A 17,222-nucleotide genomic window follows, 5' to 3' on the forward strand; every position below is an offset into this window, starting at 1 on the left:
ATCAGGCGGTCAGACCAGAAGCCTGCCGGGCTGAGTGATAAACAGATCATGCCCCGTTATTGCTTCACCAGCACCGGCTGTTCGCGATAATCCGCCGGGAAATGCTGTTTTAAGTCGTTAATTTTTGGCAGGTCGTTCACCACGATGTACGGATAATCCGGATTATCGTTTAAAAAGTTCTGGTGATAAGCCTCTGCCGGATAAAAGTGTGCACTGCTTTCCACTTTTGTCACCAGCGGCTCGCTGTAACTGTGGCTGGCATCGAGCTGAGCGATATACGCTTTCGCCACTTCTGCCTGAGCCTGACTGAGCGGGAAAACCGCCGAGCGATACTGACTGCCGGTATCCGGACCCTGACGGTTTAACTCTGTCGGGTTATGCCCCACCGAGAAGAAAATATGCAGCAGTTCGCCATACGTCACCTGCGACGGATCAAAGGTAATTTTGACCGATTCTGCGTGGCCGGTATCGCCGGTACTCACCTGTTCATAACTCGCCGTTCGCGCGTCGCCGCCCGCATAACCGGACACCGCGCTGGTCACGCCTTTCACGTGTTGAAACACGCCCTGAATTCCCCAGAAACAGCCACCGGCAAACAACGCCGTCTCGCTGTGCGACGTACCCGCAGGTTCATCTTTTGCCGGTGCGGGGATTACCACCGCCGGTTCAGCGCCCCCGCCCCATGACCAGGCATTATTTTGGAACGCGAACGCTGACGCCAGCACCAGTCCGGCGATCAGACTGTAATGACGCATTTTTTTCGATGCAATTTTCATGGGTAATTTCCTGACTGATTAAGCTTTTGGAGTGAACGTCATCGCCAGCCCGTTCATGCAATAGCGCAGGCCGGTCGGCTGCGGACCGTCATCAAACACATGCCCCAGATGTCCGCCACACCGGCGACAATGCACTTCATCGCGAACCATACCGAGCGAGGTATCCCGGCTGGTTTGCGCGGCGTTGCCCAGAGGTTTCCAGAAACTCGGCCAGCCGGTATGGCTGTCGAATTTGGTCGCCGAGGAGAAAAGAGCAAGATTGCAGCCTGCACAGGCAAATTCACCCACCCGGTGTTCGTCATTTAACGGACTGGAATAAGGCCGTTCAGTGCCCGCCTCACGCAAAATGCGGTATTGATCATCGCTGAGGCGCTGATGCCACTGAGCCTCAGTGAGCATAATGTCGAATTTCGCAGTTTTCGCCTGTGCGTCGGCGCTGCGGGAAAACAGTGACGGGACCAACCCCATCAGCGCAGCGGCCGAGACCGCACCACTGCCCAGCAGGAAATTACGTCTGTTAATCATTGTTGCCACCGTTGCGGTTACTGTCGATGACATCAGACTACAAGGGGAGGGATTACGGAATCCTCGCGGAGAGTTAACGGTTTTGTGATAAGTAGGAGATTGCCGCTGTGCGGTGCCAGCGAGCGGAGCGCGAAGTAGAAAAGCGGGGAGAGATCCAAGAGAGGGAAGTGCTTTCCCTCTCTTGGGCAGTTTCGGCGCAGCGCGTTGTGCGATCACCGCTATTGAAAAACCGAAACTGTCACCCTTCTGTTCCAGGCAGCCGCCCCGTTGCAGCGGCCATCTGCAACCAGATTACAAAATCGCCCGTGCAGCCGGGTCTGCCCCCTCCCGCACAAACACAGGAATTTCACTCATTGGGGCGGCGACCCTAATCGCTCTTCCCCCTTCATAGCGTTCTCCATTCAGCGCCACCCACGTTTCTCCCGCCGGTAACCACACTTCCCGCTCGCGCTGACCGGCGTACAACACCGGGGCGACCAGAATATCGGCGCCAAGCATATACTGATCTTCCACCTGCCAGCTTTCAGCCTGAGCCGGATACTGATAGAACATCGTGCGCATTACAGGATCCCCCTTCTCATGCGCTTCCTGCATCACATGGCTGATGTACGGACGCAGTTTCTCCCGCAGGAATAACCCGTTCTTCATCAGCGTGTAATTCTCTTCGCCGTAGCTCCAGACTTCATTTGGTGCGCCGCTGTTGCATTGCGCAATGCCGTCACGCCACGGTTCCGGCGGCTGAATTTGTGGCTCACGGTAACCATGCAGACGCATAACAGGGCAGAACACACCCCACTGGAACCAGCGGATCAGTAACTCCTGAAATATCGGATCATTAACATTCCCGCCCTGGAACCCGCCGATATCCGTCGTCCACCACGGGATACCCGCCAGCCCCATATTCAGGCCAGCGACAATCTGATTACGCAGCGCGTGAAAAGAAGAATGGATATCGCCCGACCACGCCAGCACACCATATCGCTGACTGCCCGCCCAGGCGCAGCGCACCAGATTAACGATCTCATGCTCGCCTTCCTGCTGTAACCCCTCGTAAAAGCCCTGCGCGAACTTCTGCGGATAAATGTTGCCGACTTCCAGCACCGGCCCGAGATGATAGCGATAGTTATCGAAATCATAGGCGCGGTATTCCGGCTCAGCTTCATCCAGCCAGAAGGTACGGATCCCCAAATCGTAATAGTTTTGCTTTACTTTCTCCCAGACAAACTGACGTGCGCCGGGATGTGTGGCGTCAAAGAAGGTGCAGTTGCCAAGGAAATCAAGATTCACCGATACACCACGATCCGTGTTCACCAGGTAACCTTTTGATTTCATCTCCTTATAATTTTCTGTCCGGCTGTCAACCGTCGGCCAGACCGACACCATGGTTTCGATACCCAGTGATTTCAGCTCAGCGACCATCGCTTTCGGATCCGGCCAGTCCACCGGGTCAAAACACCAGGTGCCCTGATTCGGCCAGTGGAAGAAGTCGATGACAATAACCGAAACAGGCAGGTTGCGGCGCTTGTATTCACGCGCGACTTCCAGCACCTCCTGCTGTGTGCGGTAACGCAATTTGCACTGCCAGAAACCCGTGGCATATTCCGGCATCTGCGGCGCGGTGCCGGTTGCACGGCCATACTGATGCATGATCTCAGCGGGCGTATCGCCAGCGGTGATCCAGTAATCCATCTGCTCCGTGACCTGCGCTTCCCAGCGGGTAATATTTTTGCCGAATGTCGCCTCACCAATCGCCGGATTGTTCCACAACATGCCATACCCCAGACTCGAAAGCATAAACGGCACACTGGCCTGGGAGTTTCGCTGTGCCAGTTCCAGTGTGCAGCCTTTCAGATCCAGACAATTTTGCTGGTATTGCCCCATGCCATAGATTTTCTCATCCGCGCGCGACTCAAAACGTACGGTCAGCTGATGCTTACCGCCGGGAATGGCTTTAAATTCGCGGGCATCCATCTTTAGCGCACTGATGTATTTGTCCTGACTTTTCTCCGTCGCACCGATGCCGACGGTGGAACGCTGACGCCAGAATTCCTCAAGGATCAGCTCGCCGCGTGAGTTATAAAACGCCAGCTGCCCTTTGATATTCACCGATGCTGTGATGTTGCCGTTGCGCAGCGTCAGGGTTTCTGCGCTGCGGCTGATCTCAGCTTGTGGCTGAACATCCGCTGGCAGTAGCGCCCATAACGAATCATTGAGCTCAGGCCGGCAGGTGGCCCGCACGCGCAGGCTGTTTTCGCCCCAGGGCTCAATCACCAGCGTTTGTTGATCGAAATGCCAGAGGATACGGTTTTTTTCGGCGATTAATTCGCTCATGCGGACTCCTGTGTATGCAAGGTGGCCTGACGTTCAGGCTCATGTTCCCGGGAAATTTTGGACTGATTAATCTGTTTCATGGTGGCGTCATTGAGTTTGTACCAGCGCATCGACAATGCACTGAACATCGACAAGATGCCCGGCACCAGTGAGAACAATGCGATAATCGACAACATCGCGACGGTATTCTGCTGGGCAGCATGGGGCACGTAACCGCTTATGCCCAGTGTCCAGCCGACCACCGCTCCGCTCACCGCCATCCCCATTTTGAGGATCGCCAGCAAAGTGGAGAACACCGTGCCATCCATGCGCTTGCCTTGCTTGTATTCGCCGTAATCCACCACGTCAGACATCATCACCCACATCAGTGTGGTAGTGACCTGATAGAAGGTTGAAACCAGCAACGTCATGCCCACCAGCAGGGAAATCCATGCCGGAACGAAGAAAATCGCCGCGCTCAGCGCACCGGTCAGCACCGCGCACAGCGTGAAGGCCGAGAGTTTGCTGCGGTTGCGGGTCAGCGGTTTTACCAGCAAACTGCCGAGACTCTTACCCACAATATGTGCAGCCAGCAGCCACATAAAGTAGCTGGCGTGGCCAAGATAATAGGTGACGTAGTACATCATCGCGCCGAGGCGTACTACGCCGAAGGAGATATTGAAGAAGATCAGCGCCGCCACCACGCGCCACTGGTCGTTACGCACTAAATCACGTAAATCGGAGAGAAAATTCTCGTGCGTCGGCGGCGCACTGATACGTTCTTTGGTGTTTAAAAAACACAACAGGAACATCACCACGGCGATCGACGCCATGATTGCCATCGCACCAAAATAGCCGTCAAGTTTATTGCCGCCACCCATCATCTCTGCCAGCGGCATCATCAGGAAGGTGGACATTGCGCCACCCAGCGTGGCAAGGAAGAACCGATAGGATTGCAGGGAAATACGCTGGGTATTATCAGGCGTGATGATCGCGCCCATCGAGCAATAAGGAATGTTGATGGCGGTATACATCAGCATCATCACGCAATAGGTGACACTGGCGTATACCATCTTTCCGCCCAAGGTCAGGGATTCCGGTACCGCATAAACCAGCAAACAGCTGGCTCCGAAAGGTAACGCCAGCCAGAGAATATAAGGCCGGAATTTACCGAAACGCGTTTGCGTCCGGTCAGCGATCAGCCCCATCGCGGGGTCCACAATGGCGTCAGCGACGCGGGCAACCAGAAACATTGTTCCGACAAATACTGCCGGTAATCCCACAACATCGGTGTAATAAAACGTCAAAAATATAATCACATTATCCAGGCCAATATGGCTCGCCATATCCCCCAGACCGTAGCTCACCTTTTCTTTTACGGATAGTTTCGCAGTTACGGATAGTTTCGCAGTCATTTTTCGTCCTGCCTTTTGTAGGGTTAAACATAAAAAAGTCAGTCCGTCCGTGGTCCGAGGACTTGTTATAGAATGGTTAAAAGAGAGCGACAATTGCGAGATATCATAAATTTCTTATGATTTTTGATTTGTGTGATACCGGTAACATGATGAGATCCGTTTAGTAGAACACACTCCGGATGTTCGTCTGGTCAGGAGAATCGGCCTGAGAGACAGGCTGATTCTCCTTTACAAGAAAAGCGCTTTGTTCTTATGAGAATAATCCTTCTCTTATGCCCTTTTTGAGAACCCTGCGATAGCTTGTCACATTCGTTCTTCAGAGATTGCTAAGATAGAGTCAGACCAATAAGAAATTCGGGAAATGATGATGAGCACACAATTGAGACAGGAAGCCTTTCACTTAATGCGTAAGGTATTCCAGCAACACACTGCGAGATGGCAGCAGTGCATCCCGGAACTGACGAAACCGCAGTATGCAGTGTTACGCGCTATTGCTGAAAACCCCGGAATTGAGCAGGTCCAACTCACGGATGTCGCCTTCAGCAGTAAAGCGACACTGGCTGAAATGCTGGCACGTCTTGAAACACGCGGGCTGCTGATCCGTGCAGCCGATCCGGCAGATAAACGCCGGCGTTTTATTACACTGACGGCGGAGGGGAAAGCGGTTCTCGCGAAAATCCGGCCCGCCGGTCAGCAGGTAGATACTGAATTTCTGGCAAGACTTTCTCCGGACGATCAACAGCATTTAGTCCGTCTGCTGAAGTCGATGATGGAGGATTCAGTATAACTTTGCCGTAAAACCTTGTGGCTTGATTACGTGAAGGCCGCTTCGTTCCATAATTCCGGTCATTAATCTGCATTCAGCGCCGTATTGCCCCAAAAGGTACTAAGGCACTCTTGCACCGTCCCGATGATGAATGCTCACCAATAATAAGCCTCTGAAAATCAATTTATTACGATTTCCGCTAATTGTTTTCGGTGCTAATTGTTTTCGGCGATTGATGGGCATAACTATACCCTCACTGTTAAATGGGACTTATCAAAATGGCAATACCCGCTTACCTATGGCTTAAAGATGACGGCGGCGCACACTGACAACTGGAAGTATCAAACGCCTCAAATTCTCCTATGTCGATAATCCTGGGGCATTTGTGGCGCGCTGGATCCCTTTCCCAGGTGTTGTAATTCCTGCGAGTGACATATCTCAAATTGTTTGGAAAAGCACCCGTCGTTACAACACCTGTGCGAGAGAGAATGACCGCTTATGGTGAATAATCAGGATGTCATAGATTGGTATAGCTCAAGATGGAATAAGACAGGTAAATGGCCTGTCACGATTGACACCAGCCTTACGACAGGACGCTATGTCTGGGTGTGGGAGACAGGCGAAGAAATCATGTATTATCAGCAAGTTAATCCGGAAAACTTACTCAACAGTGCACGGGCAACGCCCTGGGCATTCAGCCCGCGGATAGTGTTACAGCTGGGTCAGATTATGCAGAAAATCCTGAGTCTGCTTGGGTGATGTCAGACGAACAAAGCGAACATGCTGCCAGTCAGGATCGTTAAACAATGCCTGATATTGACGCCGGTTTTTCGCATAAGTTTTCAACGTCCAGAGAATAATCGAATCCCGGCTGAAGAAGCTCTTACGAAACGACTCACGGTTCCCTGTGCCTGCCCAGATTTCCTTTTGTCCCCATGCCCGGGTGACGGCGCGTTTCACCGCCTGATATAACGTACGTCCGAACGAATAATCTACCCACACGATCATATCGATCTGGCGCCATTTCACTGCCTGCGTACGTTTGTAATTTCCGTCAATCACCCAGCCGTCACTGGCCGCCAGTTTTTCTGCCAGACGGGCAAAAAATTCGTCATCCGGCGTGCCCTGCCAGTCCGGACGCCAGAACAGCGCATCCAGTTCAATATAAGGAATATTCAGTTTCTGAGAAATATTGCGTGCAAGCGTGGATTTCCCGCTTCCGCTGGTGCCAATGACATTGATTTTCACCGTATGACTCCTTATCTACTGTCGGATATTGCCTATGACCCGAGCAAAAAAGGCGCATATTTTGCCGCACTCCATTTCAGTTGTACAGGAAGATAAATTCACGCTCTGAACCATTACGCGCGGAACTTAATTGTTACGTGAATGTATTAACACACCAGAACGATGAACTTTTTGTGCTTTTTTTAGATTGCTAGCAACAAAGTTTAAGATATTTTACGACCATACCTGTACAGATTTGAAATCTTTGTATAACTTTCTGTTACCCCTGCTTCATCATTAGTCCGTCTTTTACGGGCGTGTTCAGCCTGGCCTTTGGAAGGAAAATTGGATTTCCCTTCTTCCAAAGGTTTTTTTCACGGCTGGGATTTCGTGATGCGCAATTCAATGATCAGATGAGTCAGGGCCGGAAATTGTGAAGAGAAACTTCACAATACTCTCTTTTCTGACTGGTAATAGGCACTTTTCACATGAGACAAGTCTGCTGAAAAGTTTAAGGAGGTCTACATGCAAATCGAAGCAGAACATACAGTTACAGAAATCAGTGATTATTTAAATGTTCGGGAAACGCCGACATTAAGCGAAGTGGAGATCCTCGGGACTATCGTTTCAGGACTTCTCTCCAGCCATTATCCGGTAAGCAATAAGGCCATCATTGAAGGTCTGGTGCGTCAGCTGGAACAGGAGACCAACGTCAGTAATCAGCAAGCTTGTCGCAACTTGTTAGAGCTGGTGTTGCTTTCAACGCAGGATGATGTGATCTAAAAATATTACCGGCCTGTTAAGGCATGATATTAACAGGCCGGAGTGCAATCATTTTTTTATTAAAGCGTTTTCAGCGTCGCTGCAATGACATCTTTAACTGGCGTAGTCGGACGACCAATCAGTTTGCTCAATGTATGGGAATCATCAAACAAGCCGCCTTTCCCGGCACCCGCATCAGAATCAGCCAGCATATTCGCCAGACCTTCCGGTAAACCGGCCCCGAGCAGCGCTTTGGCAAAATCCGCCTCCGGCAGGTTGATATAATCGACTTTTTTACCGGACTGACGGGCAATTTCGGCAGTGAATTCAGCCAGCGTGTAGGCATCATCCCCGGCCAGTTCGTAGATTTTACCGGCCTGATTTTCCTGGGTCAGTACTGCGGCGGCGGCTTCAGCATAATCCTGACGCGCAGCGGAAGAGATTTTTCCTTCACCCACTGAACCAATAAACGCGTTATGTGCCAGCGCCGGGGCAATACTTGCCGCATAGTTTTCGGTATACCAGCCGTTACGCAGCAGCACGAAAGGAATAGCGGATTCACTTAATGCTTTTTCTGTCGCACGGTGTTCAACACCCAGTCCCAGCGGACTTTTGTCTGCATGAAGCAAACTGGTGTAGGCCAGCAGTTGCACGCCTGCACGCTTTGCTGCATCGATGACCGCGTTATGTTGCGCTTCGCGCTGACCGACTTCACTGGAAGAAATCAGCAGCAATTTTTCGACACCTTCAAAAGCCGAATCCAGTGTGGCGGGCTGGCTGTAATCGGCCTGACGTACCTGTATACCCTGCTCTGCCAGGTCCTGCGCTTTTTGCGGATTACGTACCGCAGCAATTATCTGATGAGCAGGCACTTTTTTCAAAAGTGCGGCAATAACGAGGCGGCCTAACTGGCCGGTAGCACCGGTAACTGCGATCATAGTGGTTTCTCCAAAAAGTCTTCGACAGAAAAGTTATACTTTAAAGACGCTAAAAGCGTCGCCGTAAGCACATCCTATGCGATATACTAACTTTTCGTAAGTACGCACCCAAAGGTTAGTATGAAAATAATTTCTTCCGGACAACCCGCTGAACGTTTACCACTGACAGAGCAAATCCGCCGGGGCGAAGTGCTGGATCCCAACTGCCCGTCGCGCGAAATTCTACGCCACATCACCAGCCGCTGGGGCTTACTGATCCTGATCGCCCTCAGCGATAATACGTTGCGCTTTAGCGAGCTGCGCCGCAAAGTCGGTGGTGTCAGTGAAAAAATGCTGGCGCAGACTTTACAATCCCTTGAAGAAGACGGTTTCATCGACCGCCGCGCTTATCCGGTGGTGCCGCCACATGTGGAATATTCTCTGACCCCGCTCGGCGTTGAAGTAAAAGATCAGGTTGCCGGACTCGCGGACTGGCTGGAGTCGAATCTGCATCGTGTGATGAAACAGCGTAGCTTGCATATTGCAGGCACGCAGTAATTAACAAAAAAACTTAACAAGTCCCCAAAAATTCTCACCTATCATTGATTCAACCCACCGACTAACATCATTTCATTGATTCGATAAACCCTTTTATTTTAATCAGCTGAGGTGATGTATGTCCCTGTCCCAGCCCCACCAGCAACATGTCACGCTCGTTATTACCCACAAGATTGCGCCAGCCAGCGAAACACAATACGAGGCCTGGCTGAATAAAATTATGCCGCAGGCCAGCACCTTTCCGGGCCATCTGGGCGTCAACGTTATACGCCCGAACCGCAGCGGCGATGCTTACACCATTCTGGTGCGTTTCGACACGCTGGAAAACCTCAACGCATGGCATAACTCGGATCTGCGTAAACAACTGGTCGCCGAAGTCAGCCCGCTGTTATTGCAAAACGACAACACCGAGGTGCGTCCCGGCGCCGAATTCTGGTTCACCCCGCCAAGTGCGAATGTCCGCCCGCCAGCACGCTGGAAACAATATCTGCTGACATTAGGGGTGATTTACCCATCGACTCACATTGTGCCCTGGTTTTGGGGGCAGTTTTTGCCGCAGCTTAAAGGCACCGAAGGCGGTCATTTACTTAATGACGCTACGGTCGTCGGGCTGGTGGTTTTCCTCTGGATGCCGATCGTTACACGCGTATTTCATTCATGGCTGACGCGCTCTTCCGCGCAATAACAGGAGATTTTCCAATGAATCCAATAAATAATGTTGCTTCACTGATCCTGCTTAACGGCAAGTTCCATACCGTTGACAGAGAAAAACCGCTGGCAAATGCCGTCGCAATCAAAGACGGTAAATTTCTGGCTGTCGGTACCGAAAATGAAGTGATGCAGTTTGCTGATGCACAGACGCAGGTGGTCGATTTGCACGGCCATACCGCCGTTCCCGGCCTGAATGACTCGCATCTGCACCTGATCCGTGGCGGTCTGAATTATAATCTGGAACTGCGCTGGGAAGGTGTACCTTCACTGGCCGATGCCCTGCGTATGCTCAAAGAGCAAGCGCTGCGTACGCCAAGCCCGCAATGGGTGCGCGTCGTCGGTGGCTGGACCGAGTTTCAGTTTGCTGAACGCCGCATGCCTACGCTCGATGAAATTAACCAGGCCGCACCGGATACGCCGGTGTTTATCCTGCATTTATACGACCGTGCTCTGCTCAACCGCGCCGCACTCAAAGTGGTCGGCTATACCAAAGACACGCCAAATCCACCGGGCGGTGAAATTCAGCGTGACAGCAACGGCAATCCGACCGGCATGTTGATCGCCAAACCAAACGCCATGATCCTGTATTCAACGCTGGCAAAAGGTCCGAAACTGCCGCTGGAGCAGCAGGTGAATTCCACACGCCAGTTTATGCGTGAGCTGAACCGGCTCGGCCTGACCAGCGCCATAGACGCGGGCGGCGGCTTCCAGAATTATCCTGAGGATTATCAGATCATTGATGAGCTTCATCAGAAAAATCAGCTGACGGTACGCATTGCCTACAACTTGTTTACCCAGCGGCCGCAACACGAGCTGGAAGATTTTGAACTCTGGACTGACATGCTCAAACCTGGCCAGGGTACCGATTTCTACCGTCATAACGGCGCAGGTGAAATGCTGGTATTTTCAGCGGCAGACTTTGAAGACTTCCTGCAACCGCGTCCGGATTTACCGCCGGGAACTGAGGTCGAACTTGAACGCGTGGTGCGTCATCTGGTGGAGCACCGCTGGCCGTTCCGCCTGCATGCAACCTATGACGAATCGATCAGCCGGATGCTGGATGTCTTTGAAAAAGTGAACAGCGATATTCCGTTCAACGGATTGCACTGGTTCTTTGACCACGCGGAAACCATCACCGAACGTAATATTGAGCGCGTCAAAGCGCTGGGCGGTGGCATTGCGGTACAGCATCGTATGGCGTTCCAGGGAGAATATTTTGCTGACCGTTACGGTATCGAAGCCACTAAACATACGCCGCCGGTGGCAAAAATGTTGTCCGCAGGCGTGCCGGTCGGACTGGGTACCGACGCGACCCGCGTTGCCAGTTATAACCCATGGACGGCGCTGTACTGGCTGGTTTCAGGTCGTACAGTAGGCGGCATGGCCATGTATGATGATGAGGCCCGCATTGACCGCGAAACTGCGCTGATGCTGTGGACACAGGGCAGCTCGTGGTTCTCCAGCGAACAGGGCAAGAAAGGTCAGATCAAAGCCGGACAGCTGGCCGATCTGGCGGTGCTTTCCGAAGATTTCTTCAGCGTGCCGGAAGAACGTATCAAGGGTATCGAATCAGTGATGACCGTAGTCGATGGTAAAGTGGTCTATGCTGCCGGCAGCTTCTCGCCTCTGGCTCCGCCCGCGATTCCGGTGCTGCCGGACTGGTCGCCGGTCACCACGGTACCCGGACATTACCGCTCTGCACCGCCACAAGGTGTTGCGCGTGTCGGGCTGGTTCGTCAGGGACATCAGTGCGTTGGCCCGTGCGGCGTGCATAAACACAGCCATGATATTGCCCGGGGTTCTGATGTCCCGGTGTCCGATGACAACGCCTTCTGGGGTGCTTTAGGTTGTTCGTGCTTCTCGTTCTGACCCTTTAAGAACAACATGGAAATGGCCTGTAACGCAGGCCATTTTTCTGTCATCGTATCTTTTGCACTGGCTACGCCATACCCTATTATGAGCATTTGCTCATTAACAGGAACACCATGATGCGTGACCTCCCTCCTACAGCCACACTCCGTGCCTTTGAAGTGGCCACCCGCCACACAACGTTTACCTCAACCGCAGACGAACTGTTTATTACACAAAGTGCGGTCAGCCATCAGCTGAAAAAACTGGAGGAAATCTGGGGCCTGCAACTTTTCCAACGGGGTAAAACCCTTAGCCTGACACCTGCCGGTGCCGCGCTCGCCCCTCTGGTACGGGAATTCTTTAGTAAACTTGAAACCACACTTGCGGATCTGCGTGAACAGAAAGGACGGGTGCGACTGCGTGTCAGCACCACCTATTCTTTCGCCTTAAAGTGGTTGTTACCGCGTCTGCCGGAATTAGCACGTTTGCATCCGGAGATTCTGGTGTCGCTGGAAAGTACGGATAAAGCCATCAACTTCGCCAGCGCAGATTCCGATGTGGCGATCCGTTTCGGACATGGTAATTATGCGGCACTGCATACAGAATTTATGTTCCGCGAACAATTATTTCCGGTGGCCAGCTCCGCTTTTTTAGCCAGCTTTGGTACCCCTTCCGGGCCTGCTGAACTGTTGCGTTTTCCCTTGCTGACGCGTGACGGAGCCGATCTGGTACCGAAATGGGATGCCTGGTTTAAGCTGGTCGGGATAAACACCGATGTGCTGCACGAGAGTGTACGCTTCGCCGACACCAATATGACGATTGAAGCCGCGTTACTGGGCCAGGGCATTGCGCTAGCGCGCAGCGGACACGTAGAAAAAGAAATCCGTGAGGGCAGTCTGGTCAGGCTCTTTGACGTCAATTTTCCTTCACCGGCCGCCTATTACTTCGTCTGTCCGCAAGGCATCGAAACGCAGCCACATATCATTAAATTCCGTAACTGGCTGCTGGCCGAATCACAACAGGCACAGTTAAGTTACCGCTGAAGTATGAATCATTGCTCATACCCCGATGACAACACTTCACTGTTAATCCGGGGACAGGCTGTTTAGCATCGGTACATGCCCGCTCATATTATTTCACTTACATTATTCGCCGCCCTGCTGCATGCCAGCTGGAATGCCTTATTACGCAGCGGTAATGACCGGTTGTGGTCGATGACCATCATGTGTGTGGCGATTGCGTTGAGCTGCGTTGTCATCGCGCCATTTCTGCCACTGCCAGCCCGGGCGAGCATCGGATATGCGGTGTTATCTGCCCTGCTGCATGTCAGCTATAACCTGTGTTTAATACGCAGTTATCAGAGCGGGGATCTCGGGCAAACCTACCCGGTTGCACGCGGCTCCTCGCCGCTGATGGTGACCTGTGGCGCAGCGCTGTTCGCCGGGGAGAAGATCGCTTTTAACACCCTTCTTGGCATCGCGCTAATTTCTGGCGGTATTCTTATGCTTGCAATGAGAAGCCGCAAACTGGCGATGCCAGGCCTGAAATATACCCTGGCTACCGGCGCGTTTATCGCCGCATACAGCGTAGTGGATGGAATGGGCGTACGCGTCTCCGGCAATCCGTTTTCCTATACCGTGTGGATGAGCATGTTATGGGGAGTGCTGATGCCAGTGCTGTATATCGTTCTGCGCGACACAAAAAGCTTACTGCGCTGGCGGCCTGGTTTACTCAGTGCGGCCGCGGGAGGTCTGGTATCGCTGCTGGCTTACGGCATTATTATTTATGCCATGACGGCCGCACCGATGGGTGCCGTCTCCGCGCTGCGCGAAACCAGCGTACTGTTTGCCGCTGTTCTGGGTTATTGGTTCCTTGGCGAAACACTCACGCTGAGAAAAATGCTGGCATGTGCGGTGATTGCCACCGGCACATTATTGATGGGTTAATCAAATCAGGAGAACTTAAAATGTCTGACCACCCTGCTATAGCTCTGATAGGCCCCGGTGCGATTGGTACCACCATCGCCGCAGTACTGCATGAGGTGAACCGCACCCCGCTGCTGTGCGGGCGCACCGCACACCCCGAATTAATTCTGCGCCATGATGACGGCGAAATTGTAGTACCAGGTCCGGTACTGAACAATCCGTCAACCGTTACCCGTCCTTTCGATTTGGTTTTTGTTGCGGTGAAAACGACGCAGGTGGCTGACAGCGCTGGCTGGCTGACCACCTTATGCGATGAAAATACCGTTGTCTGTGCACTGCAAAACGGCGTTGAACAGAAAACGCTGCTGGAACCTTACGTTAACGGAGCAACGGTACTGCCTTCCGTCGTATGGTTCCCGGCACAACGCGAACCGGATGCTTCAGTCCGGCTGCGCGCCAAACCGCGACTGACGTTGCCGGATGTGCCAAAGGCAAAACGGATCGCTGAGGCGCTCAGTGGCACACGCTGTGCGGTTGAATTGTCATCCGATTTCCTCACGATCGCATGGCGCAAACTGCTGCAGAATGCGGTCGCTGGTCTGATGGTTCTCGCAAACCGCCGGGCAGGTATGTTCTCACGCGGGGATATCACGCAACTGGCACTGGCATATCTGCAGGAATGTCTGACGGTCGCGCGTGCAGAGGGGGCGGTACTTAGCGATACCGTTCCGCAAGAGATCGTTGAGGGTTTTCATCGTGCGCCGGCAGATTTAGGCACATCCATTCTCGCCGATCGCCAGGCTAACCGCCCGCTGGAATGGGATATACGTAACGGCGTCGTACAGCGTTATGGGCTCGCCCGGGGTCTTCCTACACCGATCAGCGACATTCTGGTCCCGCTGCTGGCGGCGGGGAGTGAGGGGCCGGGCTGACGCCCACAAAAAGGCCGCCGCGAACTCACACCACAGCGGCCTTTGCGTACCAGAGTTTATAAATCCTTAAACGATCCCAGCCGGAATCCGCGTTCAGTTATCGCAGTTTTGAGCGAGGCCGACGTCAGCACATTCAGCTCCGCCAGGCGCGGAGTGCAATATTTGCTCGCCAGAATGGTGTTATCGATAAACGACGGATGGGTCATGATTTCCACCGAGCGGTCACCACGTTGTGTCGCGCTGTCCAGTGTTTGCAGAAACAGGGCTTCTGAAACCGCCTCACCGTAGAAACTGCTGTCGAAACCGTCGGTACTCTTCGCGCCGCACAGCGCAATGTCGCCCCTGCGGATTTCCTCACGGTCTATGCGTACAGGAATGCCCTGCTCTTGCGCGAATGCCTCAACGATCGGGAAAATCTGCGGGAACATATGCACATGATGATGACTGTCGAGATGGGTCGGCAAATGGCCAAACAGAGCCAGGAAACGGTCGAACTGGCTTTGCAGTTCATGCCTGATTTCATCAAGCGGTAACGTACCCTGCCCGGCCATTTCCCAAATCCATTTGCCCAGTTCACCGTCGCGGACCAGACCCGGCATGGGTGACAACGGACGTCCAAGCGTCAGCACGAAGTGCATGCCCACGGCAAGATCAGAATTTGCTTTGCTCAGCGCCGCCGCGTGTTCAGCACTGGCCATATTGACCATCGCCGTCGTCGACCGCACCACGCCGTTGTTGAATGCGTCAATGATCCCGTAGTTTTGCGCTTTACAAAGCCCGAAATCATCGGCGTTCACTATCAGTAATTTATCCATAAATGTCCCGGTTGAACGCCTTCCCTTTTCGGGGAAGGCCATGGGTTATTTCAGCGCAGCAATGGTTTTGGCAAAATTTGGCAGCAGTTTTTCATGAGCCAGCAACATTTCGCGCGCCAGTATTTCGGCATCTTTATCGGAATGGATCAGCGGGCTGAGATTCATCGCCAGCAGAACGTCATTAAGTTCACCGCTCAGTGCGGCCTCACTCGCGGCAATCTCAAACCCTTTGATGGTGTAAATCAGCCCCAGTACCTTTTCGTCAAAATGCGTGATACGCGGGTGTGGTTTTGCGCCGTCACGCCCGATAGTACAGGTCATTTCCACCGCCCAGTCAGCCGGAATGTTATCAACATGTCCGTTGTGCGGGAAATTGACGTACTGCTCGGTTTGTTTATCGTTGTAAATCGCGCTGATGACTTCGCAGGCCGCGTCGGAATAATACGCCCCGCCGCGCAATTCCAGTTCTTTGGGTTTGACATTCAGATCAGGGTTTTTGTACAGATCGAACAGCTGCTTCTCAACCTTCTGTACCACCGTAGCGCGCGCGCCGCCTTTGTAGAATTCCCCCATTTCAATCGCCAGCATCTCTTTCTGCTTAAAGTAATACAGCAGATAAGAACACGGCAGCAGATTCAGGGAGCGGATCAGCCCTTCACTGAAGGGCAAATCAAAGATGTTTTTCACCGAACCGGCGGTGAGTGTGCCGGATGCTACGCCGTCAAGCAGTTCGGCGAAACGTGATTCGCCGTTGACCAGAACATCTTTGATGAACACCATGTGGTTCAGGCCAAACAAATCGATAGACAAATCATCCTGCGGTGCCAGCTTCAGCACATCCTGAATAAACATTTTCATGCCGACCGGGATGTTACATACGCCGATAAATTTTTTGAATTGGGTATGACGGAATACGGCTTCTGTCACCATACCCGCCGGGTTGGTGAAGTTAATGACCCAGGCGTCCGGACAGATTTCTTCGACATCCCGGATGATGTCAAAAATCACCGGAATAGTCCGCAGCCCTTTGAACAATCCACCAGCCCCGTTGGTTTCCTGACCGAGATAACCGTGACTCAGCGGGATACGTTCATCCAGCTCGCGTGCTTTCAACTGGCCGACACGCAGTTGCGTGGTGACGAAATCGGCATCCGCCAGCGCTTCGCGGCGATCCAGTGTTTTATGCATCACAATCGGCACGCCTGCGCGCTCCACCATACGCTGGCAAAGATTGAAAATAATGTCCTGTTTCTCTTTCCCGGCTTCCACATCAACCAGCCATAATTCAGTAATGGGCAGTTCATCGTAGCGTTTAATAAAGCCTTCCAGTAATTCCGGGGTATAACTACTTCCGCCACCGACGGTGACGACTTTCAGTTTTTTACGCATAGGAACTCCCGTGCAATAATAATGCACTGCAAATTTAAACAGAGAAATAAATGATTCGGATTAATTAATACTGCATAACTTCTTCCGGTAATGATTCGGGGTGAAAGATGTCAGCTTTTTAAAGTTTTTAATAAACATACTCTGACTGCTGTAACCAGATTCAAATGCAATATCCGAAACCGAGTAATTCGTAATTTCCAGTTGCTTTTTGGCAAAATCAATACGGATTTCATTAATAATCTGCATCGGCGTTTTGCCATAATGTCGCTGCGTGGCTCGGCTAAGATATTCCTGAGATTTACCGGAAAGTGCCACCATATTCACTAATGCCTTGTCACCAAAC

17 protein-coding genes and 1 pseudogene are annotated in these 17,222 nt (G+C 52.4%); 9 read left to right on the top strand and 9 right to left on the bottom strand.

Annotated features, from left to right (window positions below):
• Positions 1 to 56: 56 nt before the first annotated feature.
• The 4 genes from msrA to J1785_RS20345 all read right to left on the bottom strand — a co-directional run bounded on the left by msrA (position 57) and on the right by J1785_RS20345 (position 5,026).
• Positions 57 to 776, bottom strand: a complete 720-nt coding sequence (gene msrA, locus J1785_RS20330; RefSeq protein WP_217138948.1) for a peptide-methionine (S)-S-oxide reductase MsrA — start codon at positions 774 to 776, stop codon at positions 57 to 59.
• An 18-nt stretch (positions 777 to 794) separates the two neighbouring features.
• Entirely contained in the window at positions 795 to 1,301 is a 507-nt protein-coding gene (gene msrB / locus J1785_RS20335; protein WP_217220423.1) for a peptide-methionine (R)-S-oxide reductase MsrB, read from the bottom strand.
• 291 nt (positions 1,302 to 1,592) lie between these two features.
• Positions 1,593 to 3,632 (bottom strand): glycoside hydrolase family 31 protein, encoded by a 2,040-nt coding sequence (locus J1785_RS20340; protein ID WP_217157200.1) that lies wholly within the window; start codon positions 3,630 to 3,632, stop codon positions 1,593 to 1,595.
• Entirely contained in the window at positions 3,629 to 5,026 is a 1,398-nt protein-coding gene (locus J1785_RS20345; RefSeq protein ID WP_217220425.1) for a glycoside-pentoside-hexuronide (GPH):cation symporter, read from the bottom strand. Before J1785_RS20345 ends, J1785_RS20340 begins: the two co-directional genes overlap by 4 nt.
• A 367-nt stretch (positions 5,027 to 5,393) precedes the next feature.
• Here J1785_RS20345 and J1785_RS20350 point away from each other — a divergent pair, with 367 nt between their 5' ends.
• Positions 5,394 to 5,813: a MarR family winged helix-turn-helix transcriptional regulator gene (locus J1785_RS20350; RefSeq protein WP_129953466.1), complete on the top strand. Its 420-nt coding sequence runs from the start codon at positions 5,394 to 5,396 to the stop codon at positions 5,811 to 5,813.
• 298 nt (positions 5,814 to 6,111) lie between these two features.
• Positions 6,112 to 6,297: pseudogene (locus tag J1785_RS27100) on the top strand (STM2901 family protein); the annotation flags it as partial.
• A gap of 206 nt (positions 6,298 to 6,503) precedes the next feature.
• Here the strand turns inward: J1785_RS27100 and J1785_RS20355 are convergent.
• A complete protein-coding gene (locus tag J1785_RS20355) occupies positions 6,504 to 7,040 on the bottom strand; it encodes a P-loop NTPase family protein (protein WP_129991062.1) in 537 nt (178 codons plus the stop codon).
• 504 nt (positions 7,041 to 7,544) lie between these two features.
• Here J1785_RS20355 and J1785_RS20360 point away from each other — a divergent pair.
• A complete protein-coding gene (locus tag J1785_RS20360) occupies positions 7,545 to 7,802 on the top strand; it encodes a biofilm/acid-resistance regulator YmgB/AriR (protein ID WP_129991063.1) in 258 nt (85 codons plus the stop codon).
• Between the two features lie 59 nt (positions 7,803 to 7,861).
• Here J1785_RS20360 and J1785_RS20365 read toward each other — a convergent pair whose 3' ends face one another.
• Complete coding sequence (locus tag J1785_RS20365) at positions 7,862 to 8,719, bottom strand: SDR family oxidoreductase (protein WP_129953463.1); 858 nt, start codon at positions 8,717 to 8,719, stop codon at positions 7,862 to 7,864.
• Between the two features lie 120 nt (positions 8,720 to 8,839).
• Here J1785_RS20365 and J1785_RS20370 point away from each other — a divergent pair, with 120 nt between their 5' ends.
• The 6 genes from J1785_RS20370 to J1785_RS20395 all read left to right on the top strand — a co-directional run bounded on the left by J1785_RS20370 (position 8,840) and on the right by J1785_RS20395 (position 14,675).
• Positions 8,840 to 9,256: a winged helix-turn-helix transcriptional regulator gene (locus tag J1785_RS20370; RefSeq protein ID WP_129953462.1), complete on the top strand. Its 417-nt coding sequence runs from the start codon at positions 8,840 to 8,842 to the stop codon at positions 9,254 to 9,256.
• 118 nt (positions 9,257 to 9,374) lie between these two features.
• Entirely contained in the window at positions 9,375 to 9,941 is a 567-nt protein-coding gene (locus tag J1785_RS20375; RefSeq protein ID WP_129953461.1) for an antibiotic biosynthesis monooxygenase, read from the top strand.
• A 14-nt stretch (positions 9,942 to 9,955) separates the two neighbouring features.
• A complete protein-coding gene (locus J1785_RS20380) occupies positions 9,956 to 11,836 on the top strand; it encodes an amidohydrolase (RefSeq protein ID WP_129991064.1) in 1,881 nt (626 codons plus the stop codon).
• Positions 11,837 to 11,955: 119 nt separating this feature from the next.
• On the top strand, positions 11,956 to 12,861 hold the full coding sequence (gene gcvA / locus J1785_RS20385) for a transcriptional regulator GcvA (protein WP_217220435.1): 906 nt from the start codon (positions 11,956 to 11,958) through the stop codon (positions 12,859 to 12,861).
• A 75-nt stretch (positions 12,862 to 12,936) separates the two neighbouring features.
• Positions 12,937 to 13,764 (top strand): DMT family transporter, encoded by an 828-nt coding sequence (locus J1785_RS20390; protein ID WP_217220427.1) that lies wholly within the window; start codon positions 12,937 to 12,939, stop codon positions 13,762 to 13,764.
• A gap of 20 nt (positions 13,765 to 13,784) precedes the next feature.
• A complete protein-coding gene (locus J1785_RS20395; RefSeq protein WP_217220429.1) occupies positions 13,785 to 14,675 on the top strand; it encodes an oxidoreductase in 891 nt (296 codons plus the stop codon).
• Between the two features lie 56 nt (positions 14,676 to 14,731).
• Here J1785_RS20395 and chbG read toward each other — a convergent pair whose 3' ends face one another.
• From chbG to J1785_RS20410, 3 genes are all read right to left on the bottom strand, one after another.
• Positions 14,732 to 15,490, bottom strand: coding sequence for a chitin disaccharide deacetylase (gene chbG / locus J1785_RS20400; protein WP_217220430.1), 759 nt, complete (start codon positions 15,488 to 15,490; stop codon positions 14,732 to 14,734).
• A gap of 45 nt (positions 15,491 to 15,535) precedes the next feature.
• On the bottom strand, positions 15,536 to 16,879 hold the full coding sequence (locus tag J1785_RS20405) for a 6-phospho-beta-glucosidase (protein WP_129953456.1): 1,344 nt from the start codon (positions 16,877 to 16,879) through the stop codon (positions 15,536 to 15,538).
• Between the two features lie 60 nt (positions 16,880 to 16,939).
• Positions 16,940 to 17,222: helix-turn-helix domain-containing protein (locus J1785_RS20410; RefSeq protein WP_217220432.1), on the bottom strand; the 283-nt coding region annotated here is incomplete at its 5' end.

The organism is Rahnella perminowiae (assembly GCF_019049755.1).
GTDB lineage: Bacteria > Pseudomonadota > Gammaproteobacteria > Enterobacterales > Enterobacteriaceae > Rahnella > Rahnella perminowiae.

Coding starts and splice junctions, on each gene's coding strand:
- msrA (WP_217138948.1), bottom strand. CDS start 776: ATGAAAATTGCATCGAAAAAAATGCGTCATTACAGTCTGATCGCCGGA.
- msrB (WP_217220423.1), bottom strand. CDS start 1,301: ATGATTAACAGACGTAATTTCCTGCTGGGCAGTGGTGCGGTCTCGGCC.
- J1785_RS20340 (WP_217157200.1), bottom strand. CDS start 3,632: ATGAGCGAATTAATCGCCGAAAAAAACCGTATCCTCTGGCATTTCGAT.
- J1785_RS20345 (WP_217220425.1), bottom strand. CDS start 5,026: ATGACTGCGAAACTATCCGTAACTGCGAAACTATCCGTAAAAGAAAAG.
- J1785_RS20350 (WP_129953466.1), top strand. CDS start 5,394: ATGAGCACACAATTGAGACAGGAAGCCTTTCACTTAATGCGTAAGGTA.
- J1785_RS20360 (WP_129991063.1), top strand. CDS start 7,545: ATGCAAATCGAAGCAGAACATACAGTTACAGAAATCAGTGATTATTTA.
- J1785_RS20365 (WP_129953463.1), bottom strand. CDS start 8,719: ATGATCGCAGTTACCGGTGCTACCGGCCAGTTAGGCCGCCTCGTTATT.
- J1785_RS20370 (WP_129953462.1), top strand. CDS start 8,840: ATGAAAATAATTTCTTCCGGACAACCCGCTGAACGTTTACCACTGACA.
- J1785_RS20375 (WP_129953461.1), top strand. CDS start 9,375: ATGTCCCTGTCCCAGCCCCACCAGCAACATGTCACGCTCGTTATTACC.
- J1785_RS20380 (WP_129991064.1), top strand. CDS start 9,956: ATGAATCCAATAAATAATGTTGCTTCACTGATCCTGCTTAACGGCAAG.
- gcvA (WP_217220435.1), top strand. CDS start 11,956: ATGCGTGACCTCCCTCCTACAGCCACACTCCGTGCCTTTGAAGTGGCC.
- J1785_RS20390 (WP_217220427.1), top strand. CDS start 12,937: ATGCCCGCTCATATTATTTCACTTACATTATTCGCCGCCCTGCTGCAT.
- J1785_RS20395 (WP_217220429.1), top strand. CDS start 13,785: ATGTCTGACCACCCTGCTATAGCTCTGATAGGCCCCGGTGCGATTGGT.
- chbG (WP_217220430.1), bottom strand. CDS start 15,490: ATGGATAAATTACTGATAGTGAACGCCGATGATTTCGGGCTTTGTAAA.
- J1785_RS20405 (WP_129953456.1), bottom strand. CDS start 16,879: ATGCGTAAAAAACTGAAAGTCGTCACCGTCGGTGGCGGAAGTAGTTAT.